13 protein-coding genes and 4 pseudogenes are annotated in these 17,954 nt (G+C 54.2%); 7 read left to right on the forward strand and 10 right to left on the reverse strand.

Going from position 1 to position 17,954, the window contains the following annotated elements:
* The first annotated feature begins 146 nt into the window (after positions 1–146).
* Together DK510_RS03060 and DK510_RS03065 are read left to right on the forward strand one after the other, a co-directional pair.
* A complete protein-coding gene (locus tag DK510_RS03060; RefSeq protein ID WP_109310864.1) occupies positions 147–1,124 on the forward strand; it encodes a CoA ester lyase in 978 nt (325 codons plus the stop codon).
* 7 nt (positions 1,125–1,131) lie between these two features.
* Positions 1,132–2,409: a glycerate kinase gene (locus DK510_RS03065; RefSeq protein ID WP_234998864.1), complete on the forward strand. Its 1,278-nt coding sequence runs from the start codon at positions 1,132–1,134 to the stop codon at positions 2,407–2,409.
* 223 nt (positions 2,410–2,632) lie between these two features.
* Here the strand turns inward: DK510_RS03065 and DK510_RS23125 are convergent.
* The 3 genes and pseudogenes from DK510_RS23125 to DK510_RS03080 all read right to left on the reverse strand — a co-directional run.
* Positions 2,633–3,035, reverse strand: a pseudogene (locus DK510_RS23125) (transposase); the annotation flags it as partial.
* A gap of 99 nt (positions 3,036–3,134) precedes the next feature.
* Positions 3,135–3,772 (reverse strand): annotated as a pseudogene (locus DK510_RS03075) (aspartate/glutamate racemase family protein).
* A 46-nt stretch (positions 3,773–3,818) separates the two neighbouring features.
* Positions 3,819–4,094, reverse strand: coding sequence for a hypothetical protein (locus DK510_RS03080; RefSeq protein ID WP_234998865.1), 276 nt, complete (start codon positions 4,092–4,094; stop codon positions 3,819–3,821).
* A 60-nt stretch (positions 4,095–4,154) separates the two neighbouring features.
* Here DK510_RS03080 and DK510_RS03085 point away from each other — a divergent pair.
* Positions 4,155–4,664, forward strand: a pseudogene (locus DK510_RS03085) (IS6 family transposase).
* A gap of 310 nt (positions 4,665–4,974) precedes the next feature.
* Here the strand turns inward: DK510_RS03085 and DK510_RS03090 are convergent.
* From DK510_RS03090 to DK510_RS03100, 3 genes and pseudogenes are all read right to left on the reverse strand, one after another.
* Positions 4,975–5,652, reverse strand: a pseudogene (locus tag DK510_RS03090) (IS6 family transposase).
* Between the two features lie 149 nt (positions 5,653–5,801).
* On the reverse strand, positions 5,802–6,869 hold the full coding sequence (locus DK510_RS03095) for a ParB/RepB/Spo0J family partition protein (protein WP_109310867.1): 1,068 nt from the start codon (positions 6,867–6,869) through the stop codon (positions 5,802–5,804).
* The gene (locus tag DK510_RS03100; RefSeq protein ID WP_109310868.1) at positions 6,862–8,247 is read right to left on the reverse strand and encodes an AAA family ATPase; all 1,386 of its coding nucleotides are present in this window, start codon (positions 8,245–8,247) and stop codon (positions 6,862–6,864) included. The genes DK510_RS03095 and DK510_RS03100 overlap by 8 nt, the downstream gene beginning before the upstream one ends.
* Before the next feature lie 578 nt (positions 8,248–8,825).
* Here DK510_RS03100 and DK510_RS03105 point away from each other — a divergent pair.
* Positions 8,826–10,085, forward strand: coding sequence for a replication initiation protein (locus DK510_RS03105; RefSeq protein ID WP_109310869.1), 1,260 nt, complete (start codon positions 8,826–8,828; stop codon positions 10,083–10,085).
* A gap of 28 nt (positions 10,086–10,113) precedes the next feature.
* Here DK510_RS03105 and DK510_RS03110 read toward each other — a convergent pair whose 3' ends face one another.
* From DK510_RS03110 to DK510_RS03120, 3 genes are all read right to left on the reverse strand, one after another.
* Positions 10,114–12,420, reverse strand: a complete 2,307-nt coding sequence (locus tag DK510_RS03110; RefSeq protein WP_109310870.1) for a Tex family protein — start codon at positions 12,418–12,420, stop codon at positions 10,114–10,116.
* Between the two features lie 81 nt (positions 12,421–12,501).
* Positions 12,502–13,518 carry an Ldh family oxidoreductase gene (locus tag DK510_RS03115; RefSeq protein ID WP_109310871.1) on the reverse strand — a complete coding sequence of 339 codons (1,017 nt, stop codon included), beginning with the start codon at positions 13,516–13,518 and terminating at the stop codon, positions 12,502–12,504.
* Between the two features lie 87 nt (positions 13,519–13,605).
* On the reverse strand, positions 13,606–14,550 hold the full coding sequence (locus DK510_RS03120) for a c-type cytochrome (protein ID WP_109310872.1): 945 nt from the start codon (positions 14,548–14,550) through the stop codon (positions 13,606–13,608).
* Between the two features lie 48 nt (positions 14,551–14,598).
* Here DK510_RS03120 and DK510_RS03125 point away from each other — a divergent pair, with 48 nt between their 5' ends.
* The 3 genes from DK510_RS03125 to DK510_RS03135 are packed head-to-tail and all read left to right on the forward strand — an operon-like array spanning position 14,599 to position 17,053.
* Positions 14,599–15,171, forward strand: a complete 573-nt coding sequence (locus DK510_RS03125) for an RNA polymerase sigma factor (protein WP_234998866.1) — start codon at positions 14,599–14,601, stop codon at positions 15,169–15,171.
* Positions 15,168–15,914, forward strand: coding sequence for a hypothetical protein (locus tag DK510_RS03130; RefSeq protein ID WP_109310873.1), 747 nt, complete (start codon positions 15,168–15,170; stop codon positions 15,912–15,914). The genes DK510_RS03125 and DK510_RS03130 overlap by 4 nt, the downstream gene beginning before the upstream one ends.
* A gap of 59 nt (positions 15,915–15,973) precedes the next feature.
* Entirely contained in the window at positions 15,974–17,053 is a 1,080-nt protein-coding gene (locus DK510_RS03135; protein ID WP_200833201.1) for a helix-turn-helix domain-containing protein, read from the forward strand.
* A 502-nt stretch (positions 17,054–17,555) separates the two neighbouring features.
* Here the strand turns inward: DK510_RS03135 and DK510_RS03140 are convergent.
* A complete protein-coding gene (locus tag DK510_RS03140) occupies positions 17,556–17,909 on the reverse strand; it encodes a putative quinol monooxygenase (RefSeq protein ID WP_109310874.1) in 354 nt (117 codons plus the stop codon).
* Positions 17,910–17,954 lie beyond the last annotated feature (45 nt).

Here is a 17,954-nt window from a genome sequence, read left to right on the forward strand (position 1 = left end):
CTGGATCATCGAAGTGGTCGATGGTCTGGCCGCCAATGGCGAAGACGGCAATGGCGCGGTTGAAGCCAAGGTCAAAGCCGAGGTTGCAGAGCTTTGCGCTAAATTCCCGATCTATCCAAACCTGTAAGACGAAGGATCCCAAAACCATGAGCTTTCACAACATCGACCAAGCCCCCGCACGCCTGAACCGCAGCGAGCTGGCCGTTCCGGGCAGCCAGCCCGGAATGTTCGAAAAGGCAGCGAAATCGGATGTGGACGTTATCTTCCTTGATCTGGAAGACGCTGTTGCACCGGACGAAAAGGAACAGGCGCGCAAGAACATCATCGAAGCGCTGAACGATATCGACTGGGGCAACAAGACCATGTCGGTGCGGATCAACGGGCTGGACACGCACTACATGTACCGCGATGTGGTGGATGTGGTCGAACAGGCCGGTGATCGCCTGGACCTGATCATGGTCCCCAAGGTTGGAACCGCAGCTGACGTATATGCGGTCGACATGCTGGTGACGCAGATCGAGGACGCCAAAGGTTACAAGAAACGGATCGGATTCGAACACATCATCGAAACCGCGCTTGGCATGCAGAACGTCAGCGAGATTGCGGCCGCATCCAAACGCAACGAAAGCCTGCATTTCGGGGTCGCCGATTATGCGGCTTCAACCCGTGCCCGGACCACCATCATCGGCGGTGTAAACCCCGACTATTCCGTTCTGACCGATGCGGATGCACATGGCGGACGCATGACGCATTGGGGCGATATGTGGCACTATGCGCTAGCCCGCATGGTTGTCGCCGCCCGAGCCAACGGCCTGCGCCCGATCGACGGGCCCTTCGGTGACTTTCAGGATCCAGACGGGTATCGCGCGGCAGCGAAACGCGCGGCCGTACTGGGATGTGAAGGAAAATGGGCTATCCACCCCAGCCAGATTGTCCTGGCCAATGAGGTCATGTCGCCATCAGATGCCGAAGTCACCAAAGCACAGCGCATACTCGTAGCCATGTCCGAGGCTGAATCGGCTGGCAAAGGCGCTGTGTCTCTGGATGGTCGCCTGATCGACTATGCCTCGATCCGTCAGGCCGAAGTACTGGTCGAAAAGGCTAGTCAGATCGCAGCGGCGTGAACCTGTAGTGCCGGGCCATTCAACGACAACGCTTCGCACCACTGCTTCGGCTATCTTTGCCGAGGCAGTGTCGGCAGCGGACCCAGCTACTGCCCTGCGCCGCAAGTTATGCGTCGCTCCACTGCCAACACCTGCAAGTGGCGGGCGCAGCGTCCTGATTGCGGTCGGGAAGGCTGCGCCCAAAATGCTGTCAGAGGCGTTGCGACGCGTTGAAGGCCCGCATGTAGCTTTGGCTGTAACGCATGCTGAAAACCAGACGGATGTATCCGGCGCGACTGTCTTAACAAGCGGGCATCCCATCCCCGATGAGCGTGGGTTGAAAGCCGGGCGACAGATTGTGTCTTTGCTCAGCGAAGCATGTGAACATGATCAGGTCATTGCGCTAATCTCGGGCGGGGGATCAGCACTTATCCCCGCCCCCGTCAGCGGCCTGACCCTATCGGACAAGATAAGGGTTAACGAAGTGCTTCTATCCTCGGGGTTGGGTATCACTCAGATAAATCTGATACGCCAGCAACTCAGCCAACTTAAGGGCGGCGGGTTTCTGAAACATTCGGCTCCTGCGCCGGTCACGGCTTACATTCTTTCGGATGTAATCAGGGATGACCTGCGGGCTGTTGCCAGTGGCCCGACCGTTTCCCCTATCGGCAGCCATGCAGACGCGCGCAGAACTTGCATCGAAAACGGCCTATGGCATGAGTTGCCCAAAGCAGTCCGCACGTATCTGGAACACAGTATTCCTGATCAGAGGCTTAGTGCTCAAGCCACCAACCACCTGATCGGATCTAATCGGATAAGCCTGCAGGCTGCACACGGCTGCGCGTCTCGATCATTCGACGCCGAGATCGTCTCAGATGCGTTGACCTGCAATGTGGACGATGCCGCAGAACAAATTTTGCATGCGACCCGATCCGTGACCGTGGATCGTCCGAAAACCCTGCTGTTTGGCGGTGAGACAACTGTCCGACTGCGTGGCTCAGGGTGGGGCGGTCGAAATCAGGAAATGGCATTGCGTCTCGCCTATTTGACTCAGGAACAGAAAATACCGGGCAACTGGGTTTTTCTCAGCGGTGGCACGGATGGCCGGGATGGACCAACCACAGCGGCGGGAGCCATAGTAGATGCTGGCACTGTCTGTCGGATACGTAATGCCGGGAAGGATCCAGTGGCTTTACTGTCCAACAATGACAGTAATTCCGCTTTGTCATTAGCAGGTGATCTCCTGCAAACCGGGGCGACCGGAACCAATGTGGCGGACATACAGATTATGCTGCTGGTACCATAAACCTGAGACTATTCGTTACACTCGGTCCCGCGTTTGGATCTGACAAAAGCTGCAGATGTCGGGTTCAGCAGGGAACTGTTACAGGGTTTCTTGCTAGCCGAGGAGATTACGGCGCGGTTGCCGGTTAAGGCGCCAGTTATGCGAATTCCTTGAAGAGGCAGAATCTGGGCTCGAAATAACCCTTGCCCAGCAAGGCCCGTGTGCCGATGAAGTCGTTAACTTATCCGGCGGTGGTGAACAAGTCGAGCGATCCGCCCTGACTAACGCAGAAGGCGTGAAGTTTCGTCTTCATGCCTCCCTTGGTTCGTCCGATCAGATGTCCACGCCCCCTATTTTATGCCCATTCTGCTCGCTGTTTGGTGGACTTTCAGATACTTTGCATCGATCCTAACGGTCTTCTCTTCACTGTGACTGGCAACCAGGCCAACCATCATTTGAGCGAAAACACATTTTTCACTTCAGCGCTTCCACCGAGTGTAGAGCGTCTTGTTAGGGCCGTATTCAACAGGCGCATTACGCCATCTTAAGCCATTACGATTGATAACTACTATTCCGATTAACACACGCCGTCCGTCAACTCGCGGTTTACGGTGGGGCTTCCGGGAGAAAGGGCTAAGTTTGGTCATCTAATCGTCAGCCAGCCGATATAGATCACTCATGTCACCGCTCCATTTGCGAGCGGTGAATCACGCCAAACAGCGGAAATCAATGCATCCTGACACTAGTCACGCGTAGGAGCAAAGCTTCGAGGTCGTAAGCTTGGCTTTCACCAAAGCTTCTGCAAAAGTGACGGAGCAGGCGACACCATCGACGACCGGCAGGCCGAACTCTTCTGAAAGTTGCAACATGAGGTCCCTCATCCCCGCGCAACACAGAAGGATGGCTTCAGCCCTGTCTTCATCAAACGCCGCCCGAATTTCAGCCCGTATCGTGTCGACGGTCTTCGGGTCGTTTTCCTCAAGCTTCAGAACCGGCACGTCCGAAGCCCGCACCCGAACACAACGGCGGTCCAGACCATAGCGCAACAGATTTGCCTCCAACCCTCAAGCGACCGGGACAATGTTGTAACGACGCTGAATGTTGGACTGATCATGGATGCGGCGTGATAGGCCGCTTCACCAACGCCAATCACTGAGGCAGACGTAACGGAGCGCACCACATCAACGCCAGTGTCGTCGAAACAGGCAACCACGATTGCATCCACGTCCGGATATTGCGAAACGACGTCCATTAGGCCCGGCACGCAGGCCGAAACATCTAGGTATCCCTGAATACTGGCCGGGCCATCTTGACAGTTGACGGCCACAATCTCAGTAGCGGCATGCGCGACCGCCCGCGCCGCTGCCTCGATCTTTCGGGTCATGGAATTTGTGGTGTTGGGGTTGACGACAAGCTGCTTCGCAACATCCTCACACTTCTCCGCCCAGATAGGCAGTTTTGATCCTCGGATCGGTCAGAATTTCCTTGGAATTTCCTGATATCACGACATTCCCGGTGGTCAGTTCGCGCGCCCAGTGCAAGATCGACAAAACCATTTGCGAGTTCTGTTCGGCCAGCAGCACTGAAACGCCCTCGTCCCGATTGATAGCCACGATCGAACGAGCGATGTTCTGTACCAGTTTGGGCGCAATGCCCAGCGATGGTTGATCCAGCAATAGTGGGGATCTGTTGCAAACTTTGGCCATTGACCTTCATGGCGTTAGCGCCGGTGTGGCGAACGGCATTTTCCATTTGAAGTTTGGTCCATGATTTCTTTCAAACGTGCGCTGTATCTGAAGGACGTGATCCTGTTCGCAGTTTTTCTATGTTCGATACGGTGTCTCCTATCGGAATCTGGAAGATATCATGCACGAGCGAGGCGTTTCTGTTGATCACACTACGTAGAACCGTTGGGTTACACGATATTCCGGCGCGATCGCCGAAACGGCGCGTCGTTGAAACGCGCCATGTGATTGTTCTTGGAGAACGGACGAAACTTACATCAAAGTTAAACGCGCGTGGGTTCACATCTATCGAGCCGTCGACAAACACGGCAAGATCCTCGATTGCATGCTTTCACGACTTCGAAACAAAACAGCCTCCACCAAGTTCTTCGCCAGGATGTTGAAAGACGAACCCGTCCGATGCTCGGCTTCAAGTCCTTGGCGGCAGCTTCAGCCACCCCCACAGGCTACGAAGTCGCATACATGATCCGCAAGGGCAAATTCACGCCCGGACTCTGTCCCTTTCAACAATTCAAAGGACTGGCCGCTTAACACCGCAAGTCAGAAGCATTTCTCCGAACTGCAGGAAACTTCGCAACAGAACCACCCGAAAGAGCCGCACAGTTTGCGACAAACCCTATGAATGATGCCGCGAAAACATTGGCCTTCGCTCCTCTTTGTGCGCAATAGTCAGCCTTTTTGCGCGTTACTTGCTTCACGCAAGAAAATTGAGATCACATCTGATAAGTATCCCTTATCAAGTGTGATTGATTTCGTCTCGAAATGAACGTAGTTTGGCAACCAAGAAGGTTATGTCGCAAACTTTTACCCACCCAAAGAACATCCTCGCGACCGAGCACAGTTATCCGGCGAGAGCAGCAAACTGCGCAATAGCATAACCCTCCAGTTTGAACTGTTTCCTTCGGGTCATCTGAGCGAACTCGAAGCCTGTGAGAGTGGCTGAAGCTGCCGCCAAGGACTTGAACTCACGCATCTGGCGCGCTGGTCTCTTGATAAAACGATGGTCTTTCTCATTTCGATTACTCAGGTTTTTGGATCTCACTGTCATGATCTTGGCTGGGCAGCCATATCGCTTGAGGATCTTGTTCAATTCCTAGATTCCAACAGCATTTGCTCCACTCCTGTCAATCGCGATCCGTAACGGAATGCTGCTATTGGAGAATGCCTTCGCAAAGAATTGCTTTTCCGCTCCAATGTCGCGACATTCGGATAGCATGAAATCAAGGGTTTTCCCTTCGCGAACAACCGTACGATATAGATACTTCCACTTGCCGTGCAATTTGAGATTAGTTTCTTCCATGCGCCAAGAAACAGCGCAGGGATTCTTTCCCTTGTGCGCTTCGACAGTGACGATGGGGGATTTCACCACCCATCTACTTGGCGTCGCATAGTCAACCACGGAGCCGTGCTCGACGAGGATTTGCTTCAGATCTCGTAGAGGGACCGATTTGCGCAGGTAGAAATTGACTACGTGAAGAGTCGCATGTTTTGGGAACCGGTGCCCTTTGAACGAGATCATACTGGGCACCAGCTCGATAAGTTTCGCTCGTACATCAAATCAACCGAGGGTCTTTCAGGCAATCATGTCAAAATGTTTGCGACACAACCATGTTGACCTGTCATTAGAAAACTTTAACATCGTCCGTCTTTCTCGGTTTCGCCACGAAACTAACATAGGTGGCGTGCAATCTGTTCTATCAGTTCCTGAGCATCCTCCTCTGACAATCCCTGCAACCGTACCCGAATACGAACTTCATCTGGTGAGAGTTCGGCCTGTAGTGTCCCTCCGTCAGCCAACTTAACCGTTGTCAATGGTTTCACTAGCTGGGGGCGTCCCCCACGAGTCTTATTGGCAGTCGGCGACGGAGACGATTTCATCGCATTTTCCAGAGCATCCCATTCGGTTTTAGGGTCAATAACCTCTGCCTCTGCCAGTGCACGACGAAGCTTGCTCTGAGCCCCCCCTCTCAGCGCCGATGCGAGTTTCAAACCCGCCTTCTCCGAAAGCGCCACAGGATGTTGCAGCAGGTCACCGAGAGCTTCATGGACCATAGCAAAGCTGCGAACTTTTGATCTCTTGGCTTTGGAGGCAGCTGCAAACAAAACATCGACTGCTGCCTCGGTAGACTCGAATATCCCCTGCCCTACTGCCAGAACTGCGATACGTCCACGCTCGTATGGGCTTAGGTTAGTGCGTAGCTCATTTTCCTCGACCATCGATACGTAAGCCCCCTGCCCCGAACCGGCACCTCTCACGAAGGCAGGAATGGTTGCAAACCGATCATCAGTTTTGGACAAACGTCTAAAAGCGTCTAAGCGCCTGAACCCCGAAATAAGACCATAGCTTTCGCCTTCACGCGTCACTTCAATAGGTGTACGCAACCCGTTTGTTCTCAAAGACTCCAAAAGCTCCGCCATAGCATCTTCGTCTTCGACCATCCGATCTCGACGAATATACTCAGCATCAATCGACTCAATCGGTAGCATTTCAGCCACCAAACCCGCATCCTTTGCGTCTCGCCACCTTGTTGCGTCGCTTTGATCCTTGGCTAATTCCACACGGTCCGTGACAGTCGCCATTCCGCTTAAGGATGCAGCCTCACCTGCTACTTTCGCAATCGGGGGTGTAGACGTTGTACCTTCAAACGGATTCAATGAAGGTTTCGCCGCGAAACCCGCCTCCAACTTTTCCAATTCTGCAGTGTTTGGAACATCAAGTCTTCTACGCTTAGCCATTCGACTCTCCCCCCAATTGGGCATCACGCCACCAACAACCTATTAGAACTTCTTTGAATTCAGCATAGGTACGATCAAAAGTTTCGCGTCCACGGACATAAGTTTCACGGTTAAAATCGCGGTAGTCGGCCTCATAAATCCCGTTAACCTGTTCTCCTGCCTGCCCTACCAAAGCAGTGAAATCTTGTCGGTAAGCATTCATGAAATCGCCAAAATACGCCTGAATCACGTTCGCCATATCCGTCTGTTGGCTGGCATCAAATCGGGTAATGATTGCCCGCACGACATCCCATTCGAACTTCAACTCTGGCAATCCGGCTGCTCGTTGGGCGGTGTTTTCTCCATCTTCAATACTTGCGAATGTCGTATAAAGCATGTCAAAGAAACGGCCGGTTGAATCGAACTCCAGGAACGACGCTCCAAGCGGAACCAAGAGGATGTCCGCTGCAGCCAATGCGTTGATCGTTAGGTACCCAAGTGCAGGAGGAGTATCAATGAAGACGATATCGTAATCGTTGAGAACACCTTCAGTCTCGAGAAAGTTGGTCAGACCATCCCACAATGGCCAACTTTTTAATCCCATACGCCACACAGGGATTTGGAACTCTGCCCAATACAAATTCAGTTGGGCACCAATAAGGTCGATATTGGGCCAATGCGTTTTCTGAATGACGTCAGTTGAGGTTGTATTTAGCGCCTCTTGCAGTGTTTCATCCAAGGGGATTTCGGCCTGTCCTCCAACCTGCCTGACGCGGTTTTCCTCTTGAACAGCTTTCGCGTAATCTTTGGCTAACAGCGGAAACACGGTTTGCCACTCGTCCGCAACTGTTCCGCCAAGAATTGACGTCATCGATCCTTGGCTATCCAAATCGATTACAAGAACTTTATACCCATCCAAGGCCGCAGACATAGCGAGGTGAGCAGCAGTTGAAGTCTTGCCAACACCTCCCTTGAAATTCGCTACAGATACAACTTTCGCAGGCAAGCCTTCCGGGCGATAAGGTAGGTATTCCTTGGTGCTGACACCCTCTGCTGCGAAGTGTTTTCGAAGGGTCAAAACCTCTTCAAGAGTAAACCACTTCGACCCTGCTTCTCCCTCTCCTTGTGGAAGGTCCATATTTGCCTTTAGGACACGTCTTAGGTGGGCGGGTGCTACTGGAATTAGGTACTTGGTGATTTCCCAGATGGAGAAACGGCGTAATCGTTTTTCCCCATCGGGAGCGTACCCTCTCCGAGCCAAGTCTTCGCGTCCTTTTGCACAGAAAGTGGCAGCTTTAGCGAATCGTGAAGTTCCAATAGGATCAGGTAACTTTGCCGCTGCTTTTTCCGGATCGAGATTAAGATAAGGGGGCAGGGGAGGTTGGTTGGTCTTATTCACTGTCGGTACCTCAGGTAATGTTCGCCTTGGCGGCGTATATAGCGCAATGTAGCGAACATTTGGATGAGAGGCTATCCTTCCTCTTTGTTTTTTCCACTGAAGTTGTAGTTGCCACCAGGTTTCGCGACGAAACTTGAACAATCAATAGAATAGAACGCAACAAATTGTTTAGTTTTTTTGTATAATTTAGAATCTTTGCGGTGGAAAACTGTATTAACTACAATAGTTTACATATTGATGAGTAACCGTTTACAGGGTCGAGGGGACCCGCATACGGGATTATAAGTACCCAAGTACAGGATGTATGGCGCCAAGTTACGGTTAGATGGGTCCCGATTCTCAGGACGCCAGTAATTACCTTGAAAAAGGCTCTAAATTGGGGTTCAGGGCACACGAGTTTGCGTGTTCTTTGCTTCGTGCGAATCTTTCGCATGCGTTTCTGTGGATAACTTTTGGGCCTACTTAGAAAGGTACCCATCCACGGGATTGGCGTCATCCTGTATATAGGCACCTAAAATAGATTGCAACTCAGGTACCTATCATGCAAATAATGAGCAAACGAGCAGCCAGGCAGAATCATGCCGGATACACAAGTTAACATGGACAACCTCTCAGGCGCGTTGCGTCGGGAGACAGTTAAGAAAAACGTCGCCGCGATTCACATCAGCGGGAAGTTGACGCTGTTGCAACGCAAGTTGTCGAACGTTTTGTTGTTGAATGCATATGACGCGCTGACGTCCGCCCCGACCCATACAATTGACGCCCGGACGTTGGCGATGATGGTTGGATATAACTCAAACGACTTTGACACGTTGCGAGCAAGCTTGCGCGCTCTGGCTGAAACGGTCGCTGAATGGGACATGTTGGATGAGCAGGGACGCCAGGAATGGGGTGTTTCATCTTTGTTGAGTTTTGCAAAGTTGAAGAATGGAATCTGTGAATACGCATATTCACCAGCATTGGCGCAGAAACTTTATGATCCGAAAATCTACGCGTTAATAAATGTTCAGATTCAGAGAAATTTTAGTTCAGGTCACGGCTTAGCGCTTTATGAAAATTGCTATCGATTTGTCCGGACAGGATCGACGGGTTGGTGGGCGCTGGATGTCTTCAGAAAGCTCATGGGTGTCGACGGAAGCGATTACTATGGCAGCTTCAAGCACCTAAATGCCAAGATCATTAAACCAGCTGTCGCCGAAGTTAACAAAAGCTCTGATATTCTCATTGAGCCTGAATTCCAGAAGAAAGGCCGCACAGTTACAGATATCCGGTTCCTGATAAAGGGTAACCCGCAGAAAGCGATGTTTGAGATTGATGATGAAGATGGCGTTCGCAATCTGACAATCTACAAGACGCTGCGCCAGCAAGGTGTGTCCGACAGGTTGGCGCGACAGTGGATTTCTGAACATGGCGAAGACTATGTTCGGGAAAAGCTCGAATATGCCAAGGGCAAAGATGGAGTTAAATCGACTCTTGGTTTCCTGTCCGCTGCCTTGCGGGACAACTATCAAGCGCCAGAAAAGAAGACGTCGGCGGTGCCAGGCCCATCAGTGGGTGAAGCTGTAAAACGCAGGACCGCCGAACAAGAGCAGCAGGACAAGGAATACGAAGCAAGAACTGTAGAGCGGACCGAACGTGCGCGGCGATTGGCAATTGTTGAGGACCTGGTTTCGCGGCGAAACCCAACGCAACGCGATGCCGACAAGCGGCTCTTTCTATCGGGCCTTGATAATGATCTCGACCGAGAACATTTCAGAGCTCATGGGTGGCGATCAGGGTTGAACGCCACAAAGATATTTGAATTCTGGGAGGAGCTTGAACCGGAAGCTTTCACCTGAGCGTTGTTTCAATAACGTCCATCCAGGGCTATTGCTTTTTGAGCGCAGATTTTAGGGCATCACCAAGCGCGCTGTGGTGCGCATTTTCTTTAGATTTTGCGTATTGCGCCTGTTTCCCTTTTGGGAAGTATGGACGTTTTTCTGAACCCTTGCCGTTCTGTTCTTGACGCGCCGAGGCTCCGCCATCCTTTCGCATTGTCAGAGCAATACGTTTGCGTTGCACGTCAACCTCGACCACAGTGACTTTGACCACGTGGCCCGTTTTCACCACTTCATGCGGGTCTTTGACAAACCTGTCCGCTAGCTGACTGACATGGACCAAACCGTCCTGATGCACGCCCACGTCGACGAAAGCGCCAAACGCGGCCACATTGGTGACTGTCCCTTCCAGCACCATTCCAGGTTTCAGATCGGTAATCTCTTCGACCCCATCAGTAAACGATGCGGTCACGAAACTAGGGCGGGGATCACGACCTGGCTTTTCCAGCTCTGAGAAAATGTCTTGCACAGTCGGAAGGCCAAAATCTTCATTCACGAACTGTTCTACGCGCAGCCCTTTCAAGGCACCGTCATGCCCCATGATTTGGCGAATATCACGACCACAGGCAGATACGATCCGTTTCGCAATTTTGTATGCTTCTGGATGCACCGAGGACGCGTCCAAGGGTTCCACGCCATCCCGTATCCGCAAAAAACCTGCGCACTGCTCATAGGCGCGCGGCCCAAGACGCGCGACGCGCAGCAACTCCTTGCGGGATTGGAACGCGCCGTTGAGATCACGATGCATAACAATAGCCTCTGCAAGGCCGGGCCCAAGACCAGAAACGTGTGAGAGTAGGGGGGCAGAGGCCGTATTCAGATCCACACCCACAGCATTCACAACGTCTTCGATTACGGAAGCGAGCGACTGTGACAGGCGATGTTGATCAACGTCGTGCTGGTATTGACCGACGCCAATGGATTTTGGTTCGATTTTTACCAGTTCCGCCAGCGGATCCTGCAAGCGGCGGGCAATCGAAACAGCGCCACGCAGCGATACATCCAGGTCTGGAAATTCACGCGCGGCCAATTCTGATGCCGAATAGACCGAAGCTCCGGCTTCTGAAACGACAACCTTGGTTGGGGCTTTGACGCCCTTTGGCAGCAGTTTTATCGTGTCGGCAACCATCTTTTCGGTCTCGCGGCTCGCCGTGCCGTTGCCGATAGCGATGAGGTCAATCTTATGGGCTGAGATCAAGCGCAGGATCGCCGCCTGCGATCCGCGCAAATCATTCTTGGGTTGGAATGGGTACAAGGTTTCGGTCGCAACCACCTTGCCTGTTGCATCAACGACTGCGGCTTTGACGCCGGTTCGGATTCCAGGGTCCAACCCCAAGGTAGCCCGCGCGCCGGCAGGTGCGGAGAATAGTAAGTCTTTGAGGTTGCGGGAAAAAACGTGAATTGCTTCGTCTTGCGCACGGCTACGTAAATCGGCCATCAGCTCGACCATCATCGAAAGGGACAGTTTTACCCGCCACGTCCAGCCGGCAACTTTCCGCAGCCATTTATCACCGGGTGCATCGCTGCGTGTCTTCAGATGAGCAGCCACCATAGCTTCGGCTCGCGCGGCGCCAGCTTCGGGCTCGGGGGCGATGTCCAGCGTCACGATCCCCTCTTTCGAAGCTCGTAACATTGCCAGGGCGCGGTGCGATGGGGTCTTGGCCCAAAGCTCCGAATGATCGAAGTAGTCGCTGAACTTGGCGCCTTCTTGCTGTTTACCCTCGATCACTTTCGAGGTCAGCAAGGCCTCGCGTTGCATGAAATTCCGCAATTCACCCAGAAGGGCGGCGTTTTCAGTCAACCGTTCAGTGATTATGTCCCGAGCGCCATTCAATGCGTCCTTTGTCGTGGGAACCGCTTCACTAATGTAACCCTTTGCCAGCCCTTCGGGATCTGCGGAACGGTTCGATAGAATTGCATCGGCAAGCGGTTCCAGCCCGTTTTCGCGCGCAATCATCGCCTTGGTGCGGCGCTTGGGTTTATAGGGCAGGTAGATGTCTTCCAGTTGGGCTTTGGTGTCTGCCTGCGCGATGGATTTCGCCAACTCGTCGGTCAACTTGTCCTGATCCTTGATTGAACTCAGGATGGTTGCGCGCCGCGCCTCTAGTTCGCGCAGATAGGTCAAACGGTCCGACAAAGTTCGAAGTTGCGTGTCATCCAACCCGCCAGTCACCTCTTTGCGGTAACGCGCCACGAATGGAACCGTGGCCCCTTCGTCCAGCAATTTTACCGCTGCACCGACCTGTTCGGCGCGGGCGTTGATTTCGGTGGCGATGGTGCGGGCGATGCGGTCCAAGGGGGCCTCCTGAATTCAATTGGGAGGAACTTCTTAGCCAGCCGCACCGCTAAGGGAAAGAGAAGATCGCGGGCCTTACACCTATTCGGCCAAAACCAGCAAATCTTCGTACAGGGTTTTCGCGATCTCAACGTGTCCACGGGCGGTGTTGCGTGCGCGAGCAGCGAAACGTCTTTGCGACGGCAGGCGCGCACCCTGATCGACGATGTCGGCAAACAAGCGTTCGGCGCGCTCATCATTTGCTGCGGCACGACCACCGCTGAACTGGGCGGGGTCAAAAGCCAGAATGATCTCGCCGTGATAGGGCGCGCCGCCTTGGCCCTCGGCAAACTCCATGCTTTCCAGGCTGGTCAGGTCGTCGATCAACGGACCGGCCAACAGCTCGATCATGATCGACAAGGCCGAGCCTTTGTAACTGCCGAAGGTGAGCATCGCCCCCTCCATCGCGGTCTGCGGATCAGTGGTCGGATTTCCATATTTGTCTATGGCGACGCCTTCGGGCAGGGGCTTACCCGCCCTGTGATAAAGCTCAATCTCACCACGGGCAAAGGCGCTGGTGGCAAAATCAAACGTGAATGGGTCTTTGCCCTGACGCGGCCAGCTGAAAGCCAGCGGGTTCGTACCCAAACTACCCCGAGTGCCCCCAGCCGGTGCGACCCAGCTGTGGCTGGGCACCATCGCCATCGCGGCCAGACCTTCTGAAGACAGGCTTTCCACTTCGGGCCAAAGGGCCGAGAAGTGAAAACAGCGGTTGATTGCCATTGCAGCGATGCCGTGGGTGCGGGTCTTTTCGATCAGCACAGGCAATGCTTCGCGAAAAGCCAGCAAAGACATGCCTCCGCGCGCATCGACACGAACAATGGCATTATCCGAAGGCGCAACAGCCGGGGCCACATGCCCGTCAATCTTGCCGGTCTTCATGGTGTCATTGCACATGAACAGGCGGAACAACCCATGAGATTGGCAATCGTCGACCTGGCAGGTCGTCAATACATCGGCAATGGCGGCCGCGTGTTCCGGGCCAAACCCCGACTTGGTCAGGATGGACAGGCTGAGGTTTCGGATCTCGTCCAGTGTCAGTTTGACCGTGTCGCTCATGCCGCGCGTCTCCCTTGTCTGAGGTCAGACAAGGGATAGCGTGGCGGTGCGTGTAAAGGGAACCCGCTTTATTGGATTGGTTCAGGTTTAACCCTGTGCTTCGGCTTGCAAATAGGCGATCACATTCACGATATCGGCTTCCTTTTTCAGGCCGCGAAACTGCATCTTGTTGCCCGGAACTGTGCCTTTGGGATCCGCCAGAAAAGCAGTCAGGGTGTCAGTTGTCCAGACGATACCCGACCCCTTTAGAGGTTCCGAGAACTTAAATCCGTCAGCCTGACCCGCCGTAGCGCCGATAATGCGGTGAAGCGATGGGCCCACCGTATGGCGGTTTTCGTCCAACTTGTGGCAAGCGCTGCATTTGCGGAAAACCTTCTTACCTGCTTTGACGTCACCTTCGATAGCAACCGCAGCAGTTACGGCGGTGGCGGAAGGTTCCGCTTGGGCTTTCTTTTCGTCCAGGTTGAATATCAGACGCGCTGTAATGGGTACGGTTCGGGTGATGCCGGGCAGGTCGGCCAATTCCATCAACTTTTCCACACCAGCATCGACGCCTGCATCTTCTGTACTGATGAACACCATGTCATTTGTTGAAACCATGACTGATGTTTCAGACAGGCGCGCCACAAACATCTCGGCATCAAATGCTACATCTGTGCCTGCCAGCGAAAGCATCGCTTCGACATCGACAATCGTGGTTTCGCCAACGCTCAGGGCCGTTACATCTGCCATGTCGAACTGCGCCGTCAGCGATGCGCTGCCAGCTTTGCGGAACACGTATTCAACCATTCGTTCGTTGCGAATGTCGATATTGGTTTCCACCGATGACAGGTCAATTTCAATATCGGCTTTCCCGTCCGGTCCAACCTGACCGGAGAGACCTGTGAAAGAGTTTACCTCACCCACGGTGTCTTTTTTGATCGACCCATAGGCCAGATGCGAGCCTTCAGGGTCCAGCGTCCAAGTTTGCGCAAGAACCGGGGTTGCAACAATTGCCGACGCAATCGTGACTGCCTTCAACAGAAGTTTCATTTCTTTCCTCCTCGGGTTATGTCAGTCCTGACCTCGCGGGCCCGGTCCGTGAATGACAAACACACACAGGTCGCGATTTATTCGATGGGTCCCGATATTTCCTCCGAACAGGCCGTGCGCGGCGCAATCCAGACGCATTCCAAACGGGTCTGGCGGTTTGGTCTTGCACTTTCGGGGGCGTCGGATGTTGCCGATGATTTATTGCAATCGACGTGTCTGCGTGCGTTGGAGCGTCATCATCAGGTTACATCGTATGATCGGCTGGACAGTTGGCTGATGACGATTTGCCGCTCGATCTGGCTGAATGAGGTGCGGGCACGCTCTGTGCGTAAGGCCCAGGCGCTGTCCGTTACACCCGAAGCCGAATTAATTTCGACCGGACCGGATGCAGAAACGAATATTTTCGCCGCTGAGGTGTTTACACAAGTGATGGAGTTGCCAGAAGCGCAGCGGGAGACAGTCATGCTTGTGTTTGTTGAAGGATACAGCTACCGCGAAGCCGCCGCGTTGCTGGAGGTGCCAATAGGCACTATCATGAGCCGGTTGTCCAACGCCCGGCAGAAACTGAAAAACGTGATGCAGCATGATGCGGCAGACACCGTTCGACGGAGTGGCAAATGAAGTTTTCCGACGAGACGCTGAGGGCGTATCTGGAAGGCACTGCGGATGCGGCCGAGGCCGCTGCAATTGAAGCGGCGATCGAAACCGATCTTGCGCTGGAACAACGCCTGATGACACTGGACCCGCTGGCACCTGTGGTGCAATCAGTGTTCGAAAACATTCCTGCGGATGCGCCGCAGCTTGAATTGCCGCAGCCAATGCCGGTCAGTACGGCCGACACCTCAGGCGGTCTCTGGCGCTTGATGGCAGTTGCCGCGTCAGTTTCTGTCGTGGCCGTATCCGCAACTTTCTGGGCGACACGCCCAGAGCCAATGGGTTGGGCCGAACAGGCAGCTATCTATCAGTCTCTTTATTCGCCGGACACGATTGAATCGTTGGACAGTTCTCCGGTTGCGCTGGATGCGCAATTTGCGCGGGCTGAGGCACAGTTGGGTCGGTCGCTTAACCGGGACACACTTGAGACGCTGCCCGGGCTGGAATTGAAGCGCGCTCAGGTACTGTCCTTTAAGGGGAAACCTCTGATCCAGGTGGTTTTTGCGGATGATCAGGGCCAGCCGCTGGCCTTCTGTGTGATCCGCCAGGGGGAAGGTGCGCCGGCAAAGGATGTCAAACTTGCGGCGATAAGTGGTGTTGCCACTGCGACATGGGCGCAGGATGGATATGGCTATATGCTAATCGGCAGCAGCGAGCAGACCGATCTTGACCAGCAACTGCACATTCTGACCACAACATTCGCCGGTTGACCGGGGGCAGGGCGGAATACGTCTTGTGGACCGCACGAAATGTCCGAAATATAGCGGGCATGACGATGAAACCTGTGATGCCGGACCCGGATGAGGACGACGACGCGATCGGTCCTCCCAGCATCTATGACACCGACCCGGTTGAGGAAGATGATCTTTGGTTCCTCCCTCCCGATGAAGGTATGGCACAGGACGTATTTCTGCCCCCCGGTCCGGCGGTCGATCGCCGCCTTCTGTTTGACCCAAGGGATTGGCGCGCGGCCCAGGCCGAGCTGTCTTATGAACTGGCGGAACTGGCGGCCACGTTCGGGGCGTTGGACGAACGTTTGCGCGCAGGGCCGACAGGGTGGGGACACCGGTTGGCGCTGATGGATGTGTCTGATCTGGGTTGGTGGACAGGGGATAGGATCGGTGTCGACCGGCTTGCGTTGTGGGTCGGATTACGGATTGGCGCAACCGGCGATGATGTCCAGGCGATGTTCCGGGCAGGCTGGGCTGTGCGCCGACTAACTGCAGGGGCTGGGCCATCAGAGGGCGGCTGGGCGACTGGCCTGACCGCGTTTCTTGATCGCATGGCACAGGGCATCGAAGACATGCCAGAGGCCGTCGCCGATTTGGCTGAGATTATGCAGAATGCGGAAGGCTTGCATCCCGTCACGCAGGCCGCAATCGGGTTTCATGCCTGGCGCGCCCTTTCGGAAAGCCCTGGTCAGGACACTGAGGCAGCGATCATTGCAGCCCGACATGCTGCGTCGATGGGGCGGGGTGGGGCGATCTTCATGCCGCTGGCGCTGTCGGGTCCGGGGGCGTTGCGCGGGGTTGGCGAACCGCAGGAAAAACTCTCGGCCTGGATCAGGGGGGCAGGGCAGTCGATATTGGCGGCTTTGTTGCACCTGGATCGGGTCAGCGCCTGGGATCAGCGTGCCCGCGAGGCGACAAGTGACCTGAGCGGCCGCACGCCACCGCGCCTGATCGACGCGCTGACCGCATGGCCCATGGTGTCGGCGCCGCTGGCCGAGGACCTGACACAGGCTTCGCGCGCTGCGGTGCAACGCAATATCGACCGATTTATGAACCGGGGTTTGATCCGAGAGGTAACGGGGCAGGGGCGTTATCGGGTCTGGACTGCTGCTCTGTAGTCGGTCAAAAGTGTGTGAAATGCCCGGGTGGCAGAACGTGAATCCCAAATCATGTCGACTTTGCATTTCTGACGGACAACAAAGCCCGCGGTGCCTTTGCCGGGAGGTTGGGGGATTAAGTGGTGAGGCTGGAAGCGGCTCAGACTAATAGGCCGGCTCAGTTTTCACTTTATGCGCAGGCCGATCATGAACGAACATTCAAACTGGCCCACGCAAGTGGGGCTGATCGGGCGGTATCGCGGACCATATCGGCCGCCTGTATCGCCGCCAACTTCCGCCCCACGTATTCCCTTCCATCTAATGAATACCTTTCGCGGGGCGAAATGACCACGAGAAACTGAAACACTCAGTCTGGGCGGTTGCAGTAATGCCCGCATTCAGTGAGTTCACTGGTGTCCAATTCTTGTGCCGACAGGGAATATCGGCAGAGAGCCCAAAACCGATTAGTGTCACATCCAGTCACAATCACACAGCGACCAAAATTTCAAACGTCCGGTCGGTTTCACCACTGCAGCAGGCCCGGTTTTTGGGCCTCGAAGCCTTTTGTGGTTGGGAAAAGCGAGCGCATCCGAGCAATAATTTTGATGTCACCATCCAGCATTGTTTGGACCGTGTTCAACCAGTTCTTAAAAGCTACAGAGTCCCAGTGATCCTGAATGGCTGCTTCGTCCCGGAACACTTCGTAGAAATAGAACCGATTGGGATTTGCCATGTCCACCATGATCTGAAACTGGAAAACCTCTGCCTCTTCGCTTACAACACTTTGCGCTTCGAAGATGCTGGCGTTCAAAAAAGACTGCCGGTGCTCAGGTTTGACATTAACTGCGAAGAATCCTCCGCGCATTCCATCGTCCATACTTATCCTCCTTGGCCGCCCGTAAACCCGCCTAATGGCATCAAA

The organism is Ruegeria sp. AU67 (genome assembly GCF_900312795.1).
GTDB classification, from domain to species: Bacteria; Pseudomonadota; Alphaproteobacteria; order Rhodobacterales; family Rhodobacteraceae; genus Ruegeria; species Ruegeria atlantica.

Coding starts and splice junctions, on each gene's coding strand:
- DK510_RS03135 (WP_200833201.1), top strand. CDS start 15,974: ATGACGATGAAACCTGTGATGCCGGACCCGGATGAGGACGACGACGCG.
- DK510_RS03130 (WP_109310873.1), top strand. CDS start 15,168: ATGAAGTTTTCCGACGAGACGCTGAGGGCGTATCTGGAAGGCACTGCG.
- DK510_RS03095 (WP_109310867.1), bottom strand. CDS start 6,869: ATGGCTAAGCGTAGAAGACTTGATGTTCCAAACACTGCAGAATTGGAA.
- DK510_RS03120 (WP_109310872.1), bottom strand. CDS start 14,550: ATGAAACTTCTGTTGAAGGCAGTCACGATTGCGTCGGCAATTGTTGCA.
- DK510_RS03115 (WP_109310871.1), bottom strand. CDS start 13,518: ATGAGCGACACGGTCAAACTGACACTGGACGAGATCCGAAACCTCAGC.
- DK510_RS03080 (WP_234998865.1), bottom strand. CDS start 4,094: ATGGCCAAAGTTTGCAACAGATCCCCACTATTGCTGGATCAACCATCG.
- DK510_RS03060 (WP_109310864.1), top strand. CDS start 147: ATGAGCTTTCACAACATCGACCAAGCCCCCGCACGCCTGAACCGCAGC.
- DK510_RS03140 (WP_109310874.1), bottom strand. CDS start 17,909: ATGGACGATGGAATGCGCGGAGGATTCTTCGCAGTTAATGTCAAACCT.
- DK510_RS03105 (WP_109310869.1), top strand. CDS start 8,826: ATGCCGGATACACAAGTTAACATGGACAACCTCTCAGGCGCGTTGCGT.